The organism is Rhodococcus antarcticus (genome assembly GCF_026153295.1).
GTDB classification, from domain to species: domain Bacteria; phylum Actinomycetota; class Actinomycetes; order Mycobacteriales; family Mycobacteriaceae; genus Rhodococcus_D; species Rhodococcus_D antarcticus.
This window is the reverse complement of sequence record NZ_CP110615.1, coordinates 1,965,460-1,985,385: the sequence shown is the minus strand read 5'-3', so window position 1 is coordinate 1,985,385 and position 19,926 is coordinate 1,965,460. Positions and strand designations below refer to the sequence as shown.

The following is a 19,926-nucleotide window of genomic DNA, read 5'->3' as shown; positions in this document are numbered from 1 at the left end:
CTGTTAGGATCAGGTGACGAACCGCGTGCAGCGTCGCACGCCTCCGCTGGGCGCAGAGCCCGTCCACTTCCGCGACCAGCGTCGTCCCGACCGATCCCTGACGTCGGCCCGGCCCTCCGGCCGCCCGGCGTCCACGGGCCCCGCCCGCCCCCGCCGGCGGCGTGGCCCACGCCGACGCGGAGGTTCCGACGTGCTGTTCTCCTCCCTCCCGGCCCCGCAGGGCCTGTACGACCCCGCACAGGAGGCCGACTCCTGCGGCGTCGCGATGGTCGCCGACGTCAAGGGCCGCCGCTCGCACGCGATCGTCTCCGACGGGCTGCAGGCCCTGGAGAACCTCACCCACCGCGGCGCGGCCGGCTCCGAGCCCACCAGCGGTGACGGCGCCGGCATCCTGCTGCAGCTGCCCGACGCGATGTTCCGGGCGGTGGTGGACTTCCCGCTGCCCGCCGACGCCCCGGACGGGGAGCACGCCTACGCCGCGGGAACCTGCTTCCTGCCCGCCGAGGCCTCGTCCCGTGCTGCCGCCGTGGCCCGGGTGGAGTCGATCGCCGCCGAGGAGGGTCTGCGCGTGCTCGGCTGGCGTGCGGTGCCCGTCGACCCCGTCGGGGCGGACGTCGGACCCACCGCAGTGTCCTGCATGCCCCACATGAGCCAGCTGTTCGTGGCCGCCGAGGCTCCCGGCGTGCACGGGATCGCCCTGGACCGACTGGCCTTCTGCCTGCGCAAGCGGGCCGAGCAGGCCACCGAGGCGACCGAGCGCGACGGCACCGGGGTCTACTTCCCCTCGCTCTCGGCGCGCACCCTCGTCTACAAGGGCATGCTCACCACCGCCCAGCTCGGCCGGTACTTCGCCGACCTGCACGACGAGCGGCTCACCAGTGCCATCGCGATCGTGCACAGCCGCTTCTCGACCAACACGTTCCCGTCGTGGCCGCTGGCGCACCCCTTCCGGTTCGTCGCGCACAACGGTGAGATCAACACCATCCGGGGCAACCGCAACCGGATGCGGGCCCGTGAGGCCCTGCTGGCCAGCGACGTCATCCCCGGCGAGCTCCAGCGGCTGTACCCCGTCGTGACCCCGGACGCGTCGGACTCCGCCTCCTTCGACGAGGTGCTCGAGCTGCTGCACCTGGGCGGCCGGAGCCTGCCGCACGCGGTGATGATGATGATCCCGGAGGCCTGGGAGAACCACGCGACCATGGACCCCGAGCGGCGGGCGTTCTACCGGTTCCACGCCTCGGTCATGGAGGCCTGGGACGGTCCCGCCTGCGTGACGTTCACCGACGGCACGGTGGTGGGTGCGGTGCTCGACCGCAACGGGCTCCGTCCGGCGCGCTGGTGGCAGACCGTCGACGACAGGGTCGTGCTGGCCAGCGAGACGGGCGTGCTCGACATCCCCGCCGACCAGGTGGTGGCCAAGGGCCGCCTGCAGCCCGGCCGGATGTTCCTGGTGGACACCGCCGCCGGTCGGGTCGTCTCCGACGACGAGCTGAAGGGTTCCCTCGCCGCCGCGGAGCCCTACGCGGAGTGGCTGCACGCCGGGCTGCTCGAGATCGCCGCCCTGCCCGACCGCGGGCACGTGCAGAACACCCACGAGTCGGTGGTGCGGCGGCAGGTGGCCTTCGGCTACACCGAGGAGGAGCTGAAGCTGCTGCTCGGACCGATGGCAGCCAGCGGCGCGGAGCCCATCGGGTCGATGGGCACCGACACCCCGGTGGCGGTGCTCTCCCAGCGGTCCCGGTTGCTCTACGACTACTTCGCCCAGCTGTTCGCCCAGGTCACCAACCCGCCGCTGGACGCCATCCGGGAGGAGATCGTGACCTCGGTGGCCCGCGTCATGGGTCCGGAGCAGAACCTGCTGTCCCCGGGGCCGGCCTCCTGCCGGCAGATCGTGCTGCCCTGGCCGGTGCTGGACAACGACGAGCTCGCCAGGCTCGTGCACATCAACGACGACCACGACCAGCCCGGGCTCGCCGCGCAGGTGCTCGAGGGACTGTTCGACGTGGAGCGCGGCGGCGAGGGTCTGGCCGAGGCCCTCGCCGACCTGCGCCGAGCGGCCAGCACGGCCATCGCCGCGGGCGCCCGCACCCTGGTCATCTCCGACCGGCACTCCGACCACACCCGGGCGCCGATCCCGTCGCTGCTCGCCGTGTCCGCGGTGCACCACCACCTGGTGCGCACCCGGGAGCGGACCCGTGTCGCGCTCGTGGTGGAGAGCGGCGACGCGCGCGAGGTGCACCACGTGGCGCTGCTCATCAGCTTCGGTGCGGCGGCGGTCAACCCCTACCTGGCCTTCGAGACCATCGAGGACCTGGTGCACACCGGTGAGCTCGACGGCATCGAGGCCGGCACGGCGGTGCGCCAGTACCTCACCGCGCTCGGCAAGGGCGTGCTCAAGGTGATGAGCAAGATGGGCATCTCGACCGTGGGCTCCTACACCGCGGCCCAGGTGTTCGAGGCGGTCGGCCTGGACCGGGACCTGGTGGCGGAGTACTTCACCGGCACCACCAGCAAGCTGGGGGGTGTGGGCCTGGACGTGCTGGCCACCGAGGTGCGGCTGCGCCACCGCCGCGCGTACCCGGACAACCCGACCGACCGGGTGCACCGCACGCTCGAGGTCGGCGGCGAGTACGCCTACCGCCGCGAGGGTGAGCTGCACCTGTTCACCCCGGAGACGGTGTTCCTGCTCCAGCACGCCACCCGCACCGGCCAGCGCGAGGTGTTCGCGAAGTACTCCGCCGCCGTCGACGAGCTCTCCCGGGAGGGCGGCACCCTGCGCGGGTTGTTCCGGCTCCGGGAGGGCGTGCGTCCTGCGGTGCCGCTGGACGAGGTGGAGTCCGTGGCGTCGATCGTCACCCGCTTCAGCACGGGGGCGATGAGCTACGGGTCCATCTCCGCGGAGGCCCACGAGACGATGGCCGTGGCGATGAACTCCCTCGGTGCGCGCTCCAACAGCGGCGAGGGCGGCGAGGACGCCGACCGCCTGCACGACCCCGCGCGCCGCAGCGCGGTCAAGCAGGTCGCCTCGGGCCGCTTCGGCGTCACCAGCGACTACCTCGTCAACGCCAGCGACATCCAGATCAAGATGGCGCAGGGCGCGAAGCCCGGCGAGGGTGGTCAGCTGCCCGCGTACAAGGTGAGCCCGTCGATCGCGCGCACCCGGCACTCGACGCCGGGGGTGGGGCTGATCTCGCCGCCGCCGCACCACGACATCTACTCCATCGAGGACCTGGCCCAGCTGATCCACGACCTGAAGAACGCCAACGACGCCGCCCGTGTGCACGTCAAGCTGGTGAGCTCGCTGGGCGTGGGCACGGTGGCCGCCGGGGTCAGCAAGGCGCACGCGGACGTGGTGCTGGTCTCCGGTCACGACGGCGGCACGGGGGCTTCCCCGCTGACCTCGCTCAAGCACGCCGGGGCGCCCTGGGAGATCGGCCTGGCCGACACCCAGCAGACGCTGGTGCTCAACGGCCTGCGCGACCGGATCACCGTGCAGGTGGACGGCGCGCTGCGCACCGGCCGCGACGTGGTGGTGGCCGCCCTGCTCGGCGCGGAGGAGTTCGGCTTCTCCACCGCCCCGCTCATCGTGGCCGGCTGCATCATGATGCGCGTCTGCCACCTGGACACCTGCCCCGTGGGGGTGGCCACCCAGAACCCCGAGCTGCGCAAGCGGTACACCGGCAAGCCCGAGTTCGTCGTCGAGTTCTTCCGGTTCATCGCCGACGAGGTGCGGGTGCTGCTGTCCGAGCTCGGATTCCGGAGCATCGACGAGGCCGTGGGTCGCGCCGACGTGCTGGACACCGATCCGGCCGTGGCGCACTGGAAGAGCCAGGGCCTGGACCTCACCCCGATCTTCGCCGTGCCCACCGGCCCGGACGGTGGGCCCCTGCCGCAGCGCCGGCGCACCCGGGGCCAGGAGCACGGCCTCGAGCACGCGCTGGACCGCACGCTGATCCAGCTCGCCGACGCAGCGCTGGAGGACGCCCACCAGGTGCGGCTCCAGCTGCCGGTGCGCAACGTCAACCGCACCGTCGGCACCCTGCTCGGCGCGGAGGTCACCCGGCGCTACGGCGCGGCCGGCCTGCCCGAGGGCACGGTCACCGTCGAGCTCACCGGCTCGGCCGGGCAGTCCCTCGGGGCGTTCCTGCCGCCGGGCATCACCATCGAGCTGACCGGCGACGCCAACGACTACGTGGGCAAGGGACTGTCCGGGGGTCGGATCGTGGTGCGGCCGCACGCCGACTCGGCCTTCGCCGAGCAGGCACAGGTGATCGCGGGCAACACCATCGGCTACGGCGCCACCTCGGGGGAGATGTTCCTGTGCGGCACGGCGGGGGAGCGCTTCGGGGTGCGCAACTCCGGTGCCGACCTCGTGGTCGAGGGTGTCGGCGACCACGCGTGCGAGTACATGACGGGCGGGCGCGTGGTGGTCCTGGGCCCGACGGGGCGCAACCTCGCGGCGGGCATGAGCGGAGGCACGGCGTTCGTGCTCGACCTCGACGGCGGGAAGGTGAACCCGGCGATGGTGCGCCTGCAGGAGCCCGGCACCGAGGACCTGGCGTGGCTGTTCGACACCGTCTCGGCGCACCAGCGCTGGACGGGCTCCACCGTGGCGGGCTCCCTGCTCGCCGACTGGCCGCGGCGCAGCGCCGCCTTCACCAAGGTGATGCCGGTGGACTACCAGCGGGTGCTCGACGCCACCCGCGCGGCGCGGGCGCAGGGCCGCGACGTGGACGCAGCGATCATGGAGGCAGCTCGTGGCTGATCCCTTCGGCTTCCTCACCGCCGCTCGCACGGAGGCGGCCAAGCGGCCGGCCCAGGAGCGGGTCGGCGACTGGTCCGAGGTGTACGTGGACCTGCCCCGGGCCGAGCTGCGCGCCGAGGTGGCCGAGCAGGCCAGCCGGTGCATGGACTGCGGGATCCCGTTCTGCCACAGCGGGTCCGCGGGCTGCCCGCTGGGAAACCTCATCCCCGAGTGGAACGACCTGGCCCGCCGTGGTCGGTGGGCCGCCGCCAGCGAGCGGCTGCACGCCACCAACAACTTCCCGGAGTTCACCGGCCGGCTGTGCCCCGCCCCGTGCGAGGCCGCCTGCGTGCTGGCCATCTCGCCGGTCTCCGGCGGAGCCGTGGCCATCAAGCGGATCGAGCAGTCCATCGCCGACGAGGCGTGGCGGGCCGGCATCGTCGAGCCGCAGCCGCCCACGGTCAGCTCGGGTCGCAGCGTCGCGGTGGTGGGATCGGGACCCGCCGGCCTCGCCGCCGCCCAGCAGCTCACCCGTGCCGGGCACGACGTCACGGTGTACGAGCGCGACGACCGGATCGGGGGACTGCTGCGCTACGGCATCCCCGAGTTCAAGATGGAGAAGGCGGTGCTCGACCAGCGCCTGCTCCAGATGCGGGCCGAGGGCACCCGGTTCGTGACCGACTGCGAGGTGGGCGTCGACCTGACGGTCGAGCAGCTCCGCGCGCGGCACGGCGCCGTGGTCCTGGCCCTGGGGGCCCTGCGTGGTCGGGACGACGACGAGCTCGCCGGGCGCCACCTCGAGGGGGTCCACCTGGCGATGGAGCACCTGGTGCCGTCCAACCACGAGCTGGAGGGTGACGGGCGCACCACCCTCTCGGCCGCCGGCAAGCACGTCGTCATCATCGGTGGCGGCGACACCGCGGCGGACTGCCTGGGCACCGCCCACCGGCAGGGGGCCGCATCGGTCACCCAGCTGGACATCTACCCGCAGCCCCCGGCCGAGCGGGACGACGACCGCTCCCCGTGGCCATCGTGGCCCGTGCTCCTGCGCAGCTACCCCGCGCACGCGGAGGGCGGATCGCGCCGGTTCGCGGTGGCGGTGCAGGAGTTCCTCGGCGACGACCGGGGCCACGTGCGGGCGATGGTGCTGAGCGAGGTGGAGGTCAGCAGGGACGTCGACGGCCGACGGGTCACCTCGGCGGTGGGCGAGCGCGTCGAGCTGCCGTGCGACCTGGCGCTGCTGGCCATCGGCTTCGCCGGGGTGCAGCCGATGGTCCTGCTGGACGAGCTGGGCCTGGAGCTCAACGGGCGAGGCTCGCTGAGCTGCGGCCCGGACTGGCAGACCACCGCACCCGGGGTGTTCGTCTGCGGGGACGCCCACCGCGGCGCCTCGCTGGTGGTGTGGGCGATCGCCGAGGGTCGATCGGTGGCGCACGCGGTCGACACGTTCCTCACCGGCACCTCCGACCTGCCGTCCCCCGTGCACCCCACGGCGCTCCCGCTCGCGGTGATCTGAGCGCCGGAGGGCTCCGACCTCGCCACCCGGGCGATCCTTCTGGATCGGTCATGACGGGACCCCGACCGCAGGACTAGGGTGTGCAGACGTGAGCCGTCGCGCGAAGATCGTCTGCACCATGGGTCCTGCTGTCGGGACCCCCGAGAAGGTCCGCGAGCTCGTCGAGAGCGGGATGGACGTGGCGCGGCTCAACTTCAGCCACGGCAGCCACGCCGACCACGAGGCCATGTACCGGATGGTCCGTGCCGCGGCCGACGAGACCGGGCGTGCCGTGGGCGTCCTGGCCGACCTGCAGGGCCCCAAGATCCGTCTCGGCCGCTTCGTCGACGGACCGGTGGTGTGGGCCAACGGGGAGACCGTGCGGGTCACCGTCGCCCCCTGCGAGGGCACCCACGACCGTGTCTCGACCACCTACGACCAGCTCGCCGCCGATGCCCGTCCCGGCGACCGGCTGCTCGTCGACGACGGCAAGGTCGCGCTCGTCGTCACGGCCATCGATGGTGACGACGTGGTGTGCGAGGTGGTCGAGGGCGGCCCGGTGAGCAACAACAAGGGGCTCTCGCTGCCGGGCATGAACGTCTCGGTCCCGGCCATGAGCGAGAAGGACATCGCCGACCTGGAGTTCGCGCTGAGCCTCGGCGTGGACTTCATCGCGCTGTCCTTCGTGCGCTCCCCCGCCGACATCGACCTCGTCCACCAGGTGATGGACCGGGTCGGCAGCCGCCGCCTGCCGGTCATCGCCAAGCTGGAGAAGCCGGAGGCCGTCGAGAACCTCGAGGCCATCGTGCTGGCCTTCGACGCCGTCATGGTCGCCCGGGGTGACCTCGGGGTGGAGCTGCCGCTCGAGCAGGTCCCGATCGTGCAGAAGCGGGCCATCCAGATCGCCCGCGAGAACGCGAAGCCCGTCATCGTCGCGACCCAGATGCTCGAGTCGATGATCACGAACTCCCGACCCACCCGCGCGGAGGCCTCCGACGTCGCCAACGCGGTGCTGGACGGGGCCGATGCCGTGATGCTCTCCGGCGAGACCTCGGTCGGGGCGTTCCCCTTCGAGACCGTCCGCACCATGGCCCGCATCGTCACCGCGGTGGAGACCGAGTCCACCGTGGTGCCGCCGCTGAACCACGTGCCCCGCACCAAGCGCGGCGTGCTCTCCTACGCGGCGCGCGACATCGGGGAGCGGCTCGACGCGGCCGCCCTGGTGGCCTTCACCCAGTCGGGGGACACGGTGCGCCGGCTCGCCCGGCTGCACACCAACCTGCCGCTGCTCGCCTTCACCCCCCTGCCCGAGGTGCGCAGCCAGCTCTCCATGACCTGGGGCACCGAGACCTTCCTGGTGCCCATGGTGGAGTCCACCGACGAGATGGTCCGCCAGGTCGACGAGTCCATGCTGGAGATGGGCCGCTACTCCCGTGGTGACCTGGTCGTCATCGTCGCGGGCTCGCCCCCCAACACGGTGGGCTCGACCAACCTCATCCACGTGCACCGCCTCGGCGAGGAGGACCATGCGTGAGGACGGTGGCGTGAGAGCCGCCACCGTGGGGCCGGTCGCGTGAGTGCTCCCGCCGCCCAGGAGGTGCTCGACCAGCTCGTCGCGCTGCTCGACCTCGAACGCATCGAGGACGACATCTACCGCGGCGTGAGCCCGGAGCACCGCTCGACCCGGGTGTTCGGCGGCCAGGTGGCCGGACAGGCCCTGGTCGCGGCCGGGCGCACCGTGCCCGACGACCGCCACGTGCACTCCCTGCACGCCTACTTCATCCGGGCCGGGGATCCCCGCGTGCCCATCGTCTACATGGTGGACAGGGTTCGCGACGGGCGGTCCTTCGCCACCCGACGGGTCACCGCCGTGCAGCACGGGAAGGCGATCTTCACGCTGTCGGCGTCGTTCCAGCTGGTGCAGGCCGGCATCGAGCACACCACGGCCGCGCCGGACGTTCCGGGCCCCGAGGACCTGCCACGCTTCGCCGAGCGGGTGGCGGGCTACGAGGAGCGGATCGGGCCGGTGGCGACCGGCCCGCGGCCCATCGACGTGCGCTACGTCAACGACCCGCCGTGGGTGGCGCGGGAGTCCGGTGCGCGGACGGCCCGCAACCAGGTGTGGATGCGCGCTGACGGTGCGCTGCCCGACGACCCGCTGCTGCAGGTGTGCGTGCTGGCCTACGCCTCCGACATGACGCTGCTGGACTCGGTGCTCTCCGCGCACGGGGTCGCCTGGGGGCTGGACCGGGTGCGCGGGGCGAGCCTGGACCACGCGATGTGGTTCCACCGCCCGTTCCGGGCCGACGAGTGGGTGCTCTACGACTGCGAGTCGCCCACGGCCTCGGGCTCCCGCGGGTTGGCCACCGGTCGCTTCTTCTCCGTCACGGGCGAGCTGCTCGCCACCGTGGTCCAGGAGGGCCTGCTGCACGTCGCTGGTCCAGCGGAGCCCGCCCGGGTGTCCTAGCGTGGTCGCAGTGAGCGAGCGCCTGCGACCGACCCCGTGGCAGTGGCTCGGCTACGCCTTCGGCCGCGGCCTGCCCGCCGAGCTGCGCCCGTGGGTGCTCGAGGACCTCACCGGTGACCGGTGGGTGCTGCGCCACCTCGTTCGCACCCTCGCCCAGTGGGCGCCCACGCTGCTGCTGCTCGCCCTGCCGGGTCCTCTCCTGCTGAGGGCGTCGCTGCCCTTCCTGGTGCTCGTGGGGTGCCTGTACGTCTCGGTCTCCTACCTCGAGGAGACCCGCGCGCACCGTCTGCTCAAGCACGGGATCCCCGCCGAGGTGGGGACCCGCGCCGACGCCGAGCGCCGCGACCACCGCGAGCTCGTGCGCGGGGCGGAGCTGAGCCTGCGCCGCGCGGCGGAAAAACCCGGTCGCGACCGGAGCTTCCGGCGCTGGTGAGCGTGCCCCCGGTCGGATTCGAACCGACACCGTACGGGTTTTGAGTCCGTTGCCTCTGCCAGTTGGGCCACGAGGGCGTGCCGGTTCACTCTAGAGAAGCGGAGACCGGCCGGCCGACCCCGGTAGGTTGGGTCTTCATCCACGCCACGGAGGACCCCAGGTGAGCACCAACGACGCAGGCACACCCACCCGGCGGGTCCTGGTGGCCGAGGACGAGGCGCTGATCCGGCTCGACCTCGTGGAGATGCTCCGCGAGGAGGGCTACGACGTGGTCGCCGAGGCCAGGGACGGCCAGGAGGCGGTGGAGCTGACCACCGAGCACCGCCCGGACATGGTGATCATGGACGTCAAGATGCCCCGGCGCGACGGCATCGACGCAGCCCAGGAGATCGCGGCGAAGCGCCTCGCCCCCGTCGTCATCCTGACCGCCTTCAGCCAGCGCGAGCTCGTGGAGCGTGCCCGCGACGCCGGCGCCATGGCCTACCTCGTCAAGCCGTTCTCCAAGGCCGACCTCGTGCCCGCGATCGAGCTCGCGGCCAGCCGCTTCGCCGAGATGGTGGCGCTCGAGGGTGAGGTGGCCGACCTCAGCGACCGCCTGGAGACCCGCAAGGTGGTCGAGCGCGCCAAGGGTGCGCTGATGGAGTCGCAGTCGCTGAGCGAGCCCGAGGCCTTCCGGTGGATCCAGCGTGCGGCCATGGACCGGCGGACGACGATGAAGGCTGTGTCGCAGGCCGTGCTCGACAGCCTCGAGCCGGCCTCCGGCGACGTCGGCGCCTGAGTCCCATCACGCTGCGTGATCAAGCGCTGACGCAACGCCACGTGCATGTCTCCAGACGATCACAGTCTCGTCACGACCCTGGTCGTCGGGTCAAGATCACCCCTGAGCCGTCTACGGTTTTGCCAAGCCCGCACGGGTGGTACCGGCTGCCGGCCGGTGGTTCCTCCGTGCAGAACTCAGGAGTGATGCATGGCTGACCGCACCCTCATCCGCGTGGCCGCCGCCGCCGGTGCCCTCTCGCTCGTGCTCGCCGGTTGTGGCTCCAGCGGCAGCTCGGGGGGGTCCGCGTCGACCGACACCGCGAGCTCGGGCGCCCCGTCCAGCAGTGCTGCGGCCAAGACCGCTGCGTGCACGCCGGACCAGGCCACCAAGGGTGCGAAGCCCGCCACCGGCCCGCTCAGGGTCGGCACGCTGCTGCCCGAGACCGGCAGCCTCGCCTTCCTCGGACCGCCCGAGATCGCGGGCGTCCAGCTGGCCGTCAACGAGATCAACGCCGCCGGTGGAGTGCTCTCCCAGCCCGTCCAGCTCGACCCGGGCGACTCGGGCGACACCACCACCGACACCGCGAACCAGACCGTCGACCGCCTGATCGCCGGCGGCAGCCAGGTGATCGTCGGCGCGGCCTCCTCCTCGGTCTCGCTGAAGGTCATCGACAAGATCGCGAACGCGGGCGTGGTCGAGTTCTCCCCGGCCAACACCTCCGACCAGTTCACCTGCTACAAGGACAAGGGGCAGTACTTCCGCACCGCCCCGGCCGACGTCCTGCAGGCCCAGGCCCTGGCCCAGGTGATGGGTCAGGACGGCATCCAGCGGCTGTCGATCCTGGCGCTGAACGACCCCTACGGCACCGGCCTCGCCGCGAACCTGGCCAAGGACCTGGAGAGCGCCGGCCTCGCGGCCGACCAGATCCAGACCACCATCTACGACCCCAACGCGCAGTCCTTCAACGCCGAGGTCGACAAGGTGGCGCAGTTCAACCCGGACGGCATCGCGGTCATCGGCTTCGACGAGTCCAAGCGCATCATCACCCGGATGAACGAGGTCGGCATCGGCCCGGACAAGAAGATGGTCTACGGCAGCGACGGCAACATGGGCAACGCCCTCGGTGAGGGACTCCCCGCCGGTCTGCTGGCCGGAATGAAGGGCACCACGCCGCTCACCGCGACCAGCGACGGCTTCAAGGCCAAGCTGAAGGCCCTGAACCCCGCGCTGGTGGACTTCAACTACTCGGGCGAGTCCTACGACGCCGTGATCATCTCCGCGCTGGCGGCCGACGTGGCCAAGTCCACCGCAGGTACCGACATCGCCTCCGCGATCAACGGGGTGACCAAGGACGGCACCAAGTGCACCACCTACGCCGACTGCCTGAAGCTGATCTCGGCGGGCACGGACATCGACTACGACGGTGTCACCGGCACGCTCGACTTCACCGCCGCCGGTGAGCCGGGCAAGGGCTCCTACGGGGTCCTGACGTTCGGGGCCGACAACAAGCTCGGCGACCCGACCTTCGTGATCGCTGGCTGATCACAACCCCTCCACTGCTCGGCCGAGCGCCCCGGACGCACCAGCGTCCGGGGCGCTCTGGCGTCCGGGACGCTGGTCCGGGCCGGGGTTCCACCGCGGGTCGGCGTCCGCTGGCGTGCCGGGGCGCCACCAGGGCGAGTGCTCACCCACGGCGCGGGGCGCCGTCCCCCTGAGCGGCCACCACAGGACGGGGGGATGGCGCCCCGCGCGCCCTGTGCGGCCCTGGTGAGACCGTGCGGCCAGTCGGACCGGAGGCGTCCGACATCGTTGGACGCCTTCCGGCGGACCCGCACTCCTGCGTGCTGCACCCGCACGCAGAACGGCCCGACCACCCCCGGGGGTGGTCGGGCCGTTCTGCGTGGAGCAGCGGTGTCTAGAGCTCCTTCTTCTTCTCGTCCTTGCCGGCCAGGGTGCCGAGGTAGAGCTCGACCACCTTGGGGTCGTTCATCAGGTTGGGGCCGGAGTCGGTGTACGCGTTGCGCCCCTGGTCCAGCACGTAGCCACGGTCGCAGATCTGCAGGCAGCGACGGGCGTTCTGCTCCACCATGATGATCGACACCCCTGCGGCGTTGATCTTCTTGCAGCGCACGAAGACCTCGTCCTGGAACATCGGTGACAGTCCCGCCGAGGGCTCGTCGAGCAGCAGCACGGAGGGTTCCATCATCAGTGCTCGGCCCATGGCCACCATCTGGCGCTCACCGCCGGAGAGCGCACCCGCCTTGATCTTCCGACGTGCCCCGAGCAGCGGGAACATGTCGGCGACGACGTCGAACTGCTGGTCGAACTTCTTCGGCCGCAGGTAGATCCCCATCTGCATGTTCTCCTCGATGGTGAGCGAGGGGAACACGTTCTGGGTCTGCGGGACGTAGCCGACGCCCTTGGTCACCAGCACGTGTGCCTTGGCCGAGGTGATCGACTCACCGTCGAGGGTGACCGTGCCCTTGCGGACGGGGATGAGCCCGAACATCGTCTTGAGCAGAGTCGACTTGCCGGCTCCGTTCGGCCCGATGATGCCGACGATCTCGCCGCGGCGCAGGAAGAAGTTGCAGCCGGAGAGGATGTCGACGCCGGGCAGGTACCCCGCGGTGATGTCGTCGGCGCGGACCAGCGCGCCCACCGCGAGGCGGTCGTGCTCCTCGGGCAGGGCGGCGAGCTCGGCCGGGGTGAGCTCGGTGCCGGTCAACGGCCGACCTCCTTGTCGTTGGTGGCGGTCGGTGCGGGATCGGGGATGCCCTCGCTGGCGTTCATGTCGTGCTCCATCTGCTTGACCATCACGGCCGTCTCGCCCACGGGGTTGCCCTCGTCGTCGAACTCGAGGGCCTGGTCGTGGTGTCCACCGAGGTAGGCGTCGACGACGGCCTGGTTGCTGGAGAGCTCCTCGGGCGGCCCCTCGGCGATGATGCTGCCCTGGGCCATCACCACCACCCAGTCGCTGATGTCGCGGATGACGTCCATGTCGTGCTCGACGAACACGACGGTCATGCCCTCGTCCCGCAGGCTCTTGACGTGTCCGAGCAGGCTCTGGGTCAGGGCAGGGTTCACCCCGGCCATCGGTTCGTCGAGCATCACCACGCGGGGGTTCATCATGAGCGCTCGGGCCATCTCCAGCAGCTTGCGCTGGCCCCCGGACAGCGAGCCGGCGAAGTCGTCGGCCTTGGCGTCGAGCTTGAACCGCGCCAGCAGCTCGTGGGCCCGCTCGGTGACCTCGCGCTCCTGCTTGCGCCACGTCCAGGGCAGGAGGGCGGAGAGCATCCGCTCTCCACTCTGCCCGGTGGCCCCCAGCTTCACGTTGTCCAGCACCGTCATCTTCGACAGGGCCTTCGTGAGCTGGAAGGTGCGCACGACACCCTTGCGGGCCACCTGGTGCGGCTGCTGCTTGCCCAGCGAGACCCCGTCGAGGGACCACGTCCCGGTGTTCGGCTGGTCGAAGCCCGTGAGGAGGTTGAACAGCGTGGTCTTGCCGGCGCCGTTGGGCCCGATCAGCCCGGTGATGCAGCCCCGCTGGAACTCGACGTGCTCGACGTCGACGGCGGTGAGCCCGCCGAAGGTCCGGGTGATGCCGTGGGCGACCACGGCCGGGTCCGGCTTGGCGGATCCGGGCACGCGGGCCACGTCCGCGAACAGGGCTCGGCGGGTCTCCGCGGCGAGCGCGTGGGTGGCGGTCGTGTCCTCGCTCGTGACGTCAGGCATCCAGCTGAACCTCTCGCTTGTTGCCGAAGACTCCCTGGGGGCGGAAGACCATCAGCAGGGCCAGGAAGATCCCCACCAGGATGAAGCGCACGGCACCGACCTGCTGGTCGGAGATGAATCCGATGACGGGGTTGTCACCGCTGGTGAGCTGGCGCAGCAGCCCGTCGGAGAGCGAGAGCAGGAACCAGAACAGCATGGCGCCGGCGACGGGTCCGAGCACGGTGGCCGCACCCCCCAGGATCAGCGCGGCGTAGGCGTAGAAGGTCTGGGCCGTCGAGTAGAAGTCGGGGTTCAGCGACTGGGTGTCCAGCGCGTTGAACACCCCGCCCGCGCCGCCGATGACGCCACCGAGCACCAGCGCCTGCATCTTGTAGACGAAGACGTTCTTGCCCAGCGAGCGCGCCGCGTCCTCGTCCTCGCGAACAGCCTTGAGCACCCGGCCCCAGGGGCTGCGCACGAGGGCGAACACCAGCAGGCAGAGCAGCAGCACCAGCGTCCAGCCCCACAGCATGGAGAACAGCGTGGTCCCCTGGAAGCCGACGCCGAGGAGGGTGTAGCGCTTGCCGGGGTCGAACGGGTTCAGCTTGGCGAAGCTCTCGGTGTAGCCGAACAGCCCCCGGGTCGAGCCGGTGATGGAGCTCGACGCCGTCGACCGGAACACCAGCCGGAGGATCTCCGACGAGGCGATCGTGACGATGGCGAGGTAGTCCGCCCGCAGGCGCAGCGTCGGGATTCCGAGCAGCAGCGCCAGCAGTGCGGCGAGGGCGAGACCCACCAGCACCCCCACCCACAGCGGCTGGTTGTAGGTGATGACCATGATGCCCACGCCGTAGCCACCGACCAGGGCGAAGCCGATCTGACCGAAGTTGAGCAGACCGGTGTAGCCGAAGTGCAGGTTCAGCCCGATCGCCAGCAGCGCGTAGAAGATGGCGCTCGGCCCGACCAGCTGGGCCACGGCGTCGCGCAGCAGCGCGAGGATGTCGATCACGGCCTCAGCCGATCCGCGAGCGGGAGCCGAGGATGCCCTGCGGACGCAGGACGAGGATGACGATGAGCACCAGCAGACCTCCGGTGTACTTCAGGTCGGGATCGATCACCAACGTGGACAGCTGAACGATGAGGCCGACGATGACGCAGCCCAGCAGGGCTCCGTAGGCGGTGCCGAGGCCGCCGAGGGTGATGCCGGCGAACATGAGCAGCAGCAGCTTGAAGCCCATCTCCCACTGCACGGTCCCGGCCAGCTCGGAGAGGGCGAACAGCACCCCGCCCAGCGAGGCCAGGCCGCCGCCGAGGGCCCAGACGAACAGCACCACCCGCTCGACGTTGATGCCGGAGGAGGCCGCCAGGTCGCGGTTGTCCGCCACGGCGCGCATGGCCTTGCCGATCCGGGTCCGCTGGAGCACCAGTGCCACCCCGATGAGCACGACCAGGCTGATCACCATCGTGGCCAGGTTGACGTCGGTGAGCTGGATGGGTCCGTAGTCGTGCTGCACCTGGGACTGGTAGTCGGTGAAGGCCTGCGACCGTCCACCGAACAGGATGAGGATGAGGTAGCGAATGCCGATGGACAGCCCGATCGAGACCACCAGCTGGGCGATCAGGCCGGACCGGCGACGCCGCAGGGGCCGCCAGACGGCGAGGTCGTTGAGCATGCCCACACCTATGCCGACGACGATGGCGATGATGGTGGCCGGGATGAGCTGTACCCCGAACTTGACGTTGACGACCCAGGCGACCACCGCGCCGATCGTGACGAGCTCGCCGTGGGCGAAGTTGGTGAGCCCGGTGGTGCCGTAGATCAGGCTGAGGCCGACCGCGGTGATCGCGATGACCAGCCCGAAGCGCAAGCCGTCCACCGCGACCCGGAGGAACCGCTCGGCGAAGGGGATCTCGGTGCTCGAGCGGACCTCACCGAAGGAGAACACCACCGTGGAGAGCTGGCCCTGCACGATCGAGCGGCTGACCGTGCCCTGCACGCTGACCCCGTCGGGCAGCGACGACTCCACGACGGAGAACGTGTAGGTGCCGGGGGAGACGACCAGCTCCCAGGTCCCGCGGTCGCCGGTCGTGCTGGTGGCCACCACCGCCCCGCCGGAATCGGCTGCCTGCACCTGCGCACCAGCGATGACGCCGGCGGCGTTGCGCAGGGTCCCCTTGACGGAGATGCCGTCCGCCGGCGGCGTGCTGGTGGACGCCGCACCCGAGGTGGGCGTCGCCGCGGATGACGGCGGCGGGGCGGGGGTGCTGGACTGGGCGAGCGCCGGGCCGGCGAGCGCGAGCAGCGAGAACAACCCCAGGGCGAGCACGACGACAGCCCGCGCGAGGCGTGTTCCGGCGTGGGCGCCCCGTGGGACAGGTGTGACAGGCGGCACTCGGGTCCTCCGTCGTTCCTCCGGTCGGGTGACCGGGTAGGTCAAGACTGGAGGCAACATAGCGGCCTAGATCACTCCGTGACGGGGCTGAAACGGTTTGCTTGGTAACGTTTGGGTTTCGGCGCAGCGGTGCTCGGCACGGTCAGGTCGCGTCGGGCGGTGTCCCTAGACTCCCGTCCGTGGCTGATCCCGGTGCGAAGACCCTGCTCCTGCTGGACGGCCACTCGCTGGCCTACCGGGCGTTCTTCGCGCTGCCGGCGGAGAACTTCCGGACCACCAGCGGGCAGACCACCAACGCCGTCTACGGCTTCACCTCCATGCTCATCAACCTGTTGCGCGACGAGGCACCCACGCACGTCGCGGCCGCCTTCGACGTCTCGCGGCAGACCTTCCGCGCGGAGGCCTACCCGGAGTACAAGGCCGGCCGCAGCGCCACCCCGGACGAGTTCCGCGGCCAGGTCGACATCACCAAGGACGTCCTCGCGGCCATGGGCATCCCCGTCATGGCCATCCCTGGCTTCGAGGCCGACGACATCATCGCGACGCTGACCACCCGGGCCACAGCGGAGGGGTTCCGGGTGCTCGTGTGCACCGGGGACCGGGACGCGCTGCAGCTCGTCACCGAGCACGTGACGGTGCTCTACCCCCGTAAGGGCGTCTCCGAGCTGACCCGGTTCACGCCGGAGGAGGTGCAGTCCAAGTACGGTCTCAGCCCGGCCCAGTACCCGGACTTCGCGGCGCTGCGGGGGGACCCCAGCGACAACCTGCCGGGCATCCCCGGGGTGGGGGAGAAGACCGCGGCGAAGTGGATCAACGAGTACGGCTCGCTGGACGGTCTCGTCGAGCGGGTCGACCAGGTGAAGGGCAAGACCGGCGACGCGCTGCGGGAGAACCTCTCCTCGGTGCTGCGCAACCGCCAGCTCACCGAGCTCGTGCGCGACGTGGAGCTGCCCTACGCCCCCGAGCAGCTGGCGCTGGCCGCGTGGGACCGCGAGCGCATCCACGGCCTGTTCGACGACCTGGAGTTCCGGGTGCTGCGCGACCGCCTCTTCGCGACCCTGAGCTCTGCGGAGCCGGAGGCCGAGGAGGGCTTCGACGTGCGGGGCACCGTGCTCGAGCCCGGTCAGGTGCGCGCGTGGCTGTCCGCCCACGCCCGCGACGGGCTGCGGGTGGGGTTGTCGGTCACCGGTCCGGGCACGCCCACCGGGGGTGACGCCACCGGCGTGGCCCTGGCGGCCGGGGACGGCGAGGGTGCGTTCGTCGCGACGGCCGAGCTGGACCCCGACGACGACGCGGCGCTGGGGGAGTGGCTGGCGGATGCGGCCGTCCCGAAGGCGGCTCACGAGCTCAAGCGCGCCCTGCACGCCCTCGGCGGGCGGGGGTGGCTGCTCAACGGCACCACCAGCGACACCGCCCTGGCCGCCTACCTCGTGCGGCCCGGCCAGCGCAGCTTCGACCTGGCCGACCTGGCGCTGCGGCACCTGCACCGGGAGCTGCGTGCCGACGACGGGGCCGACGACGGGCAGCTCTCGCTGCTGGACGACGCGGACGCCGACACCGCCCGCGCCGCGACCACCGAGATCGTCCGGGCCCGCGCGGTGGTGGACGTCGCCGCCGCGCTGGACCTGGAGCTCGAGCAGATCGAGGAGACCGCGCTGCTCACGGAGATGGAGCTCCCGCTGCTGGAGGTGCTCGCCGAGCTCGAGCACGCCGGGATAGCGGTCGACTCGGCCCACCTCACCGATCTGCAGTCCGACTTCGCGGCCCAGGTGGCCGACGCGGCGGCCAAGGCGTTCGAGGTGATCGGCAAGGAGATCAACCTCGGTTCGCCCAAGCAGCTGCAGGTGGTGCTGTTCGACGAGCTGGAGATGCCGAAGACCAAGCGCACCAAGACCGGCTACACCACCGACGCGGCAGCGCTGGAGAACCTGTTCGAGGCCACCGGGCACCCGTTCCTGGAGCACCTGCTGGCCCACCGCGACGCCACCCGCCTGAAGGTCACCGTGGACGGGCTGCTGAAGTCCGTCGCCGAGGACGGCCGCATCCACACCACGTTCAACCAGACCATCGCGGCCACCGGACGGCTGAGCTCCACCGAGCCCAACCTGCAGAACATCCCGGTGCGCAACGACGCGGGTCGCCGCATCAGGCAGAGCTTCGTGGTGGGCGAGGGCTACGAGAGCCTGATGACGGCCGACTACAGCCAGATCGAGATGCGGATCATGGCCCACCTCTCCGGCGACGAGGGTCTCATCGAGGCCTTCAACACCGGCGAGGACCTGCACACCTTCGTCGGCGCCCGCGCGTTCGGGGTCCCGCTGGAGGAGGTGACCCCGGAGCTGCGCCGGCGGGTCAAGGCGATGAGCTACGGCCTGGCCTACGGCCTGAGCGCGTTCGGCCTCGCCGCGCAGCTGAACATCTCCACCGAGGAGGCCCGCGAGCAGATGGAGGCCTACTTCAGCCGCTTCGGCGGGGTGCGCGACTACCTGCGCGCCGTGGTGGAGCAGGCCCGCAAGGACGGGTACACCTCGACGATCTTCGGCCGACGGCGCTACCTCCCGGACCTGAACTCCGACAACCGCCAGCGTCGCGAGGTGGCGGAGCGGGCCGCCCTCAACGCCCCCATCCAGGGCTCGGCCGCCGACATCATCAAGGTGGCCATGCTCGGCGTGCAGAAGGCGCTCGCGGAGCAGGGCCTGCGCTCGCGCACGCTGCTGCAGGTGCACGACGAGCTCGTGCTCGAGGTGGCCGTCGGCGAGCACGAGGCCGTCGAGGCCCTCGTCCGCCGGGAGATGGGCGCGGCCTACGACCTCGGTGTGCCGATGGACGTCTCCGTCGGCACCGGCCGTTCGTGGGACGCCGCCGCCCACTGACCCGGGGTCGGCTCAGCCGGGCTTGCGGCAGCTGAAGATCGCCGTGCCCGGGAAGATCTCCCCCCGCAGCGGGCTCCACTGGCCCCACTCGCGCTCCAGGCCCTCCGGCCACTGGGGCTCGACGAGGTCGACGAGCACGAGCCCGGCCGCCACGATCTCCCGGACCCGGTCGCCCAGGGTGCGGTGGTGCTCGGCGTAGGTGGCCACCCCGTTCCCGTCGACCTCCACGTACGGGGTGCGGTCGAAGTACGGGATGGTCGCGGTGAGCCCCTTGGGTCCGGGGTCGTCGGGGAACACCCAGCGCATCGGGTGGTTCACCGAGAACACCCACAGCCCACCGGACCGCAGCACCCGGGCCACCTCGGTCATGACCACCCCGGAGTCGGCCACGAACGGGACGGCACCGAACGCCGAGCAGGCCACGTCGAAGCTGCCGTCGGCGAAGGGCAGCGCGTCCGCGGTGGCCTGCACCAGCGGCACCTCGAGCGCCCCCGGCACCCGGCCCCGCCGCAGCATCCCCAGCGACAGGTCGAGCCCGACCACCCGCGCCCCCTGCCCGGCGAGCCACCGCGCGCACGGCGCGGATCCGCAGCCCACCTCCAGCACGTCGCGACCGGCCACGTCGCCCAGCAGGTGCACGTCACCCTCGTGCAGGCCCTCGGGGCACCAGACGAACTCGCCGTCGGGGTGGTCCACGCCCAGGAAGTCGGCGTGCTCACGGTGGTAGTCCTCGGTGTCGGCGTCCCACCAGGCCCGGTTCGCGCGCACGCTGTCGGCGGCCGAGAGGTGCCCGCGAGCGGGTCCGACCGTGCCGAGGACGGCGGTGGCCCCGGCGTGCCGGTCGGGCTGGGGTTCGGTCGTGTCGGCGGGCATCATCTCTCCACGTCAGAGGGGGTGACCGGTTTGCCGCGGTCCACGGCCGCCCCGTAGTCTCACACCCGCGAGTGCCCCGAGCGCTGAGCAGGTTCCCACGGCTGGAGCAGCTGAGGTCCTCGCGCGTCCAGAAGAAGTCCGCCGACCGACACCCACCCCTCCGGAGCACTCCACCCC

Annotated in this window: 13 protein-coding genes and 1 tRNA gene; 8 read left to right on the top strand and 6 right to left on the bottom strand. The window is 71.5% G+C overall.

What is annotated here, in order from left to right; genetic code table 11:
* Window positions 1-190 precede the first annotated feature (190 nt).
* The 5 genes from gltB (at window position 191) to RHODO2019_RS09490 (ending at window position 9,139) form a co-directional block, all read left to right on the top strand.
* On the top strand, window positions 191-4,765 hold the full coding sequence (gltB, locus tag RHODO2019_RS09510; RefSeq protein WP_265381578.1) for a glutamate synthase large subunit: 4,575 nt from the start codon (window positions 191-193) through the stop codon (window positions 4,763-4,765).
* Window positions 4,758-6,260 carry a glutamate synthase subunit beta gene (locus tag RHODO2019_RS09505; protein WP_265381577.1) on the top strand — a complete coding sequence of 501 codons (1,503 nt, stop codon included), beginning with the start codon at window positions 4,758-4,760 and terminating at the stop codon, window positions 6,258-6,260. The genes gltB and RHODO2019_RS09505 overlap by 8 nt, the downstream gene beginning before the upstream one ends.
* 88 nt (window positions 6,261-6,348) lie before the next feature.
* Window positions 6,349-7,773 carry a pyruvate kinase gene (pyk, locus tag RHODO2019_RS09500; RefSeq protein WP_265381576.1) on the top strand — a complete coding sequence of 475 codons (1,425 nt, stop codon included), beginning with the start codon at window positions 6,349-6,351 and terminating at the stop codon, window positions 7,771-7,773.
* Window positions 7,774-7,812: 39 nt separating this feature from the next.
* Entirely contained in the window at window positions 7,813-8,706 is an 894-nt protein-coding gene (tesB, locus tag RHODO2019_RS09495; protein WP_265381575.1) for an acyl-CoA thioesterase II, read from the top strand.
* A gap of 10 nt (window positions 8,707-8,716) precedes the next feature.
* On the top strand, window positions 8,717-9,139 hold the full coding sequence (locus RHODO2019_RS09490) for a DUF5313 family protein (RefSeq protein ID WP_265381574.1): 423 nt from the start codon (window positions 8,717-8,719) through the stop codon (window positions 9,137-9,139).
* Window positions 9,140-9,142: 3 nt separating this feature from the next.
* Here the strand turns inward: RHODO2019_RS09490 and RHODO2019_RS09485 are convergent.
* Window positions 9,143-9,216, bottom strand: a tRNA-Leu gene (locus tag RHODO2019_RS09485).
* Between the two features lie 83 nt (window positions 9,217-9,299).
* Between RHODO2019_RS09485 and RHODO2019_RS09480 the strand changes: the two genes are divergently transcribed.
* Together RHODO2019_RS09480 and RHODO2019_RS09475 are read left to right on the top strand one after the other, a co-directional pair.
* Window positions 9,300-9,917 (top strand): ANTAR domain-containing response regulator, encoded by a 618-nt coding sequence (locus RHODO2019_RS09480; protein WP_265381573.1) that lies wholly within the window; start codon window positions 9,300-9,302, stop codon window positions 9,915-9,917.
* A 189-nt stretch (window positions 9,918-10,106) separates the two neighbouring features.
* Window positions 10,107-11,441, top strand: a complete 1,335-nt coding sequence (locus tag RHODO2019_RS09475) for an ABC transporter substrate-binding protein (RefSeq protein ID WP_265381572.1) — start codon at window positions 10,107-10,109, stop codon at window positions 11,439-11,441.
* A 373-nt stretch (window positions 11,442-11,814) separates the two neighbouring features.
* Here RHODO2019_RS09475 and RHODO2019_RS09470 read toward each other — a convergent pair whose 3' ends face one another.
* From RHODO2019_RS09470 to RHODO2019_RS09455, 4 genes are read right to left on the bottom strand one after another with little or no spacing between them, the layout of a single operon-like run.
* A complete protein-coding gene (locus tag RHODO2019_RS09470) occupies window positions 11,815-12,624 on the bottom strand; it encodes an ABC transporter ATP-binding protein (protein WP_265381571.1) in 810 nt (269 codons plus the stop codon).
* On the bottom strand, window positions 12,621-13,631 hold the full coding sequence (locus RHODO2019_RS09465) for an ABC transporter ATP-binding protein (protein ID WP_265381570.1): 1,011 nt from the start codon (window positions 13,629-13,631) through the stop codon (window positions 12,621-12,623). Before RHODO2019_RS09465 ends, RHODO2019_RS09470 begins: the two co-directional genes overlap by 4 nt.
* Window positions 13,624-14,616 carry a branched-chain amino acid ABC transporter permease gene (locus RHODO2019_RS09460; RefSeq protein WP_265384707.1) on the bottom strand — a complete coding sequence of 331 codons (993 nt, stop codon included), beginning with the start codon at window positions 14,614-14,616 and terminating at the stop codon, window positions 13,624-13,626. Before RHODO2019_RS09460 ends, RHODO2019_RS09465 begins: the two co-directional genes overlap by 8 nt.
* Window positions 14,617-14,623: 7 nt before the next feature.
* The gene (locus tag RHODO2019_RS09455; RefSeq protein ID WP_435532101.1) at window positions 14,624-16,063 is read right to left on the bottom strand and encodes a branched-chain amino acid ABC transporter permease; all 1,440 of its coding nucleotides are present in this window, start codon (window positions 16,061-16,063) and stop codon (window positions 14,624-14,626) included.
* 119 nt (window positions 16,064-16,182) lie between these two features.
* On the opposite strand from RHODO2019_RS09455, the gene polA reads away from it, so the two are divergent.
* Complete coding sequence (gene polA / locus RHODO2019_RS09450; protein WP_265381568.1) at window positions 16,183-18,876, top strand: DNA polymerase I; 2,694 nt, start codon at window positions 16,183-16,185, stop codon at window positions 18,874-18,876.
* Window positions 18,877-18,888: 12 nt separating this feature from the next.
* Here polA and RHODO2019_RS09445 read toward each other — a convergent pair whose 3' ends face one another.
* Window positions 18,889-19,749: a class I SAM-dependent methyltransferase gene (locus RHODO2019_RS09445; protein ID WP_265381567.1), complete on the bottom strand. Its 861-nt coding sequence runs from the start codon at window positions 19,747-19,749 to the stop codon at window positions 18,889-18,891.
* Between the last annotated feature and the right edge of the window lie 177 nt (window positions 19,750-19,926).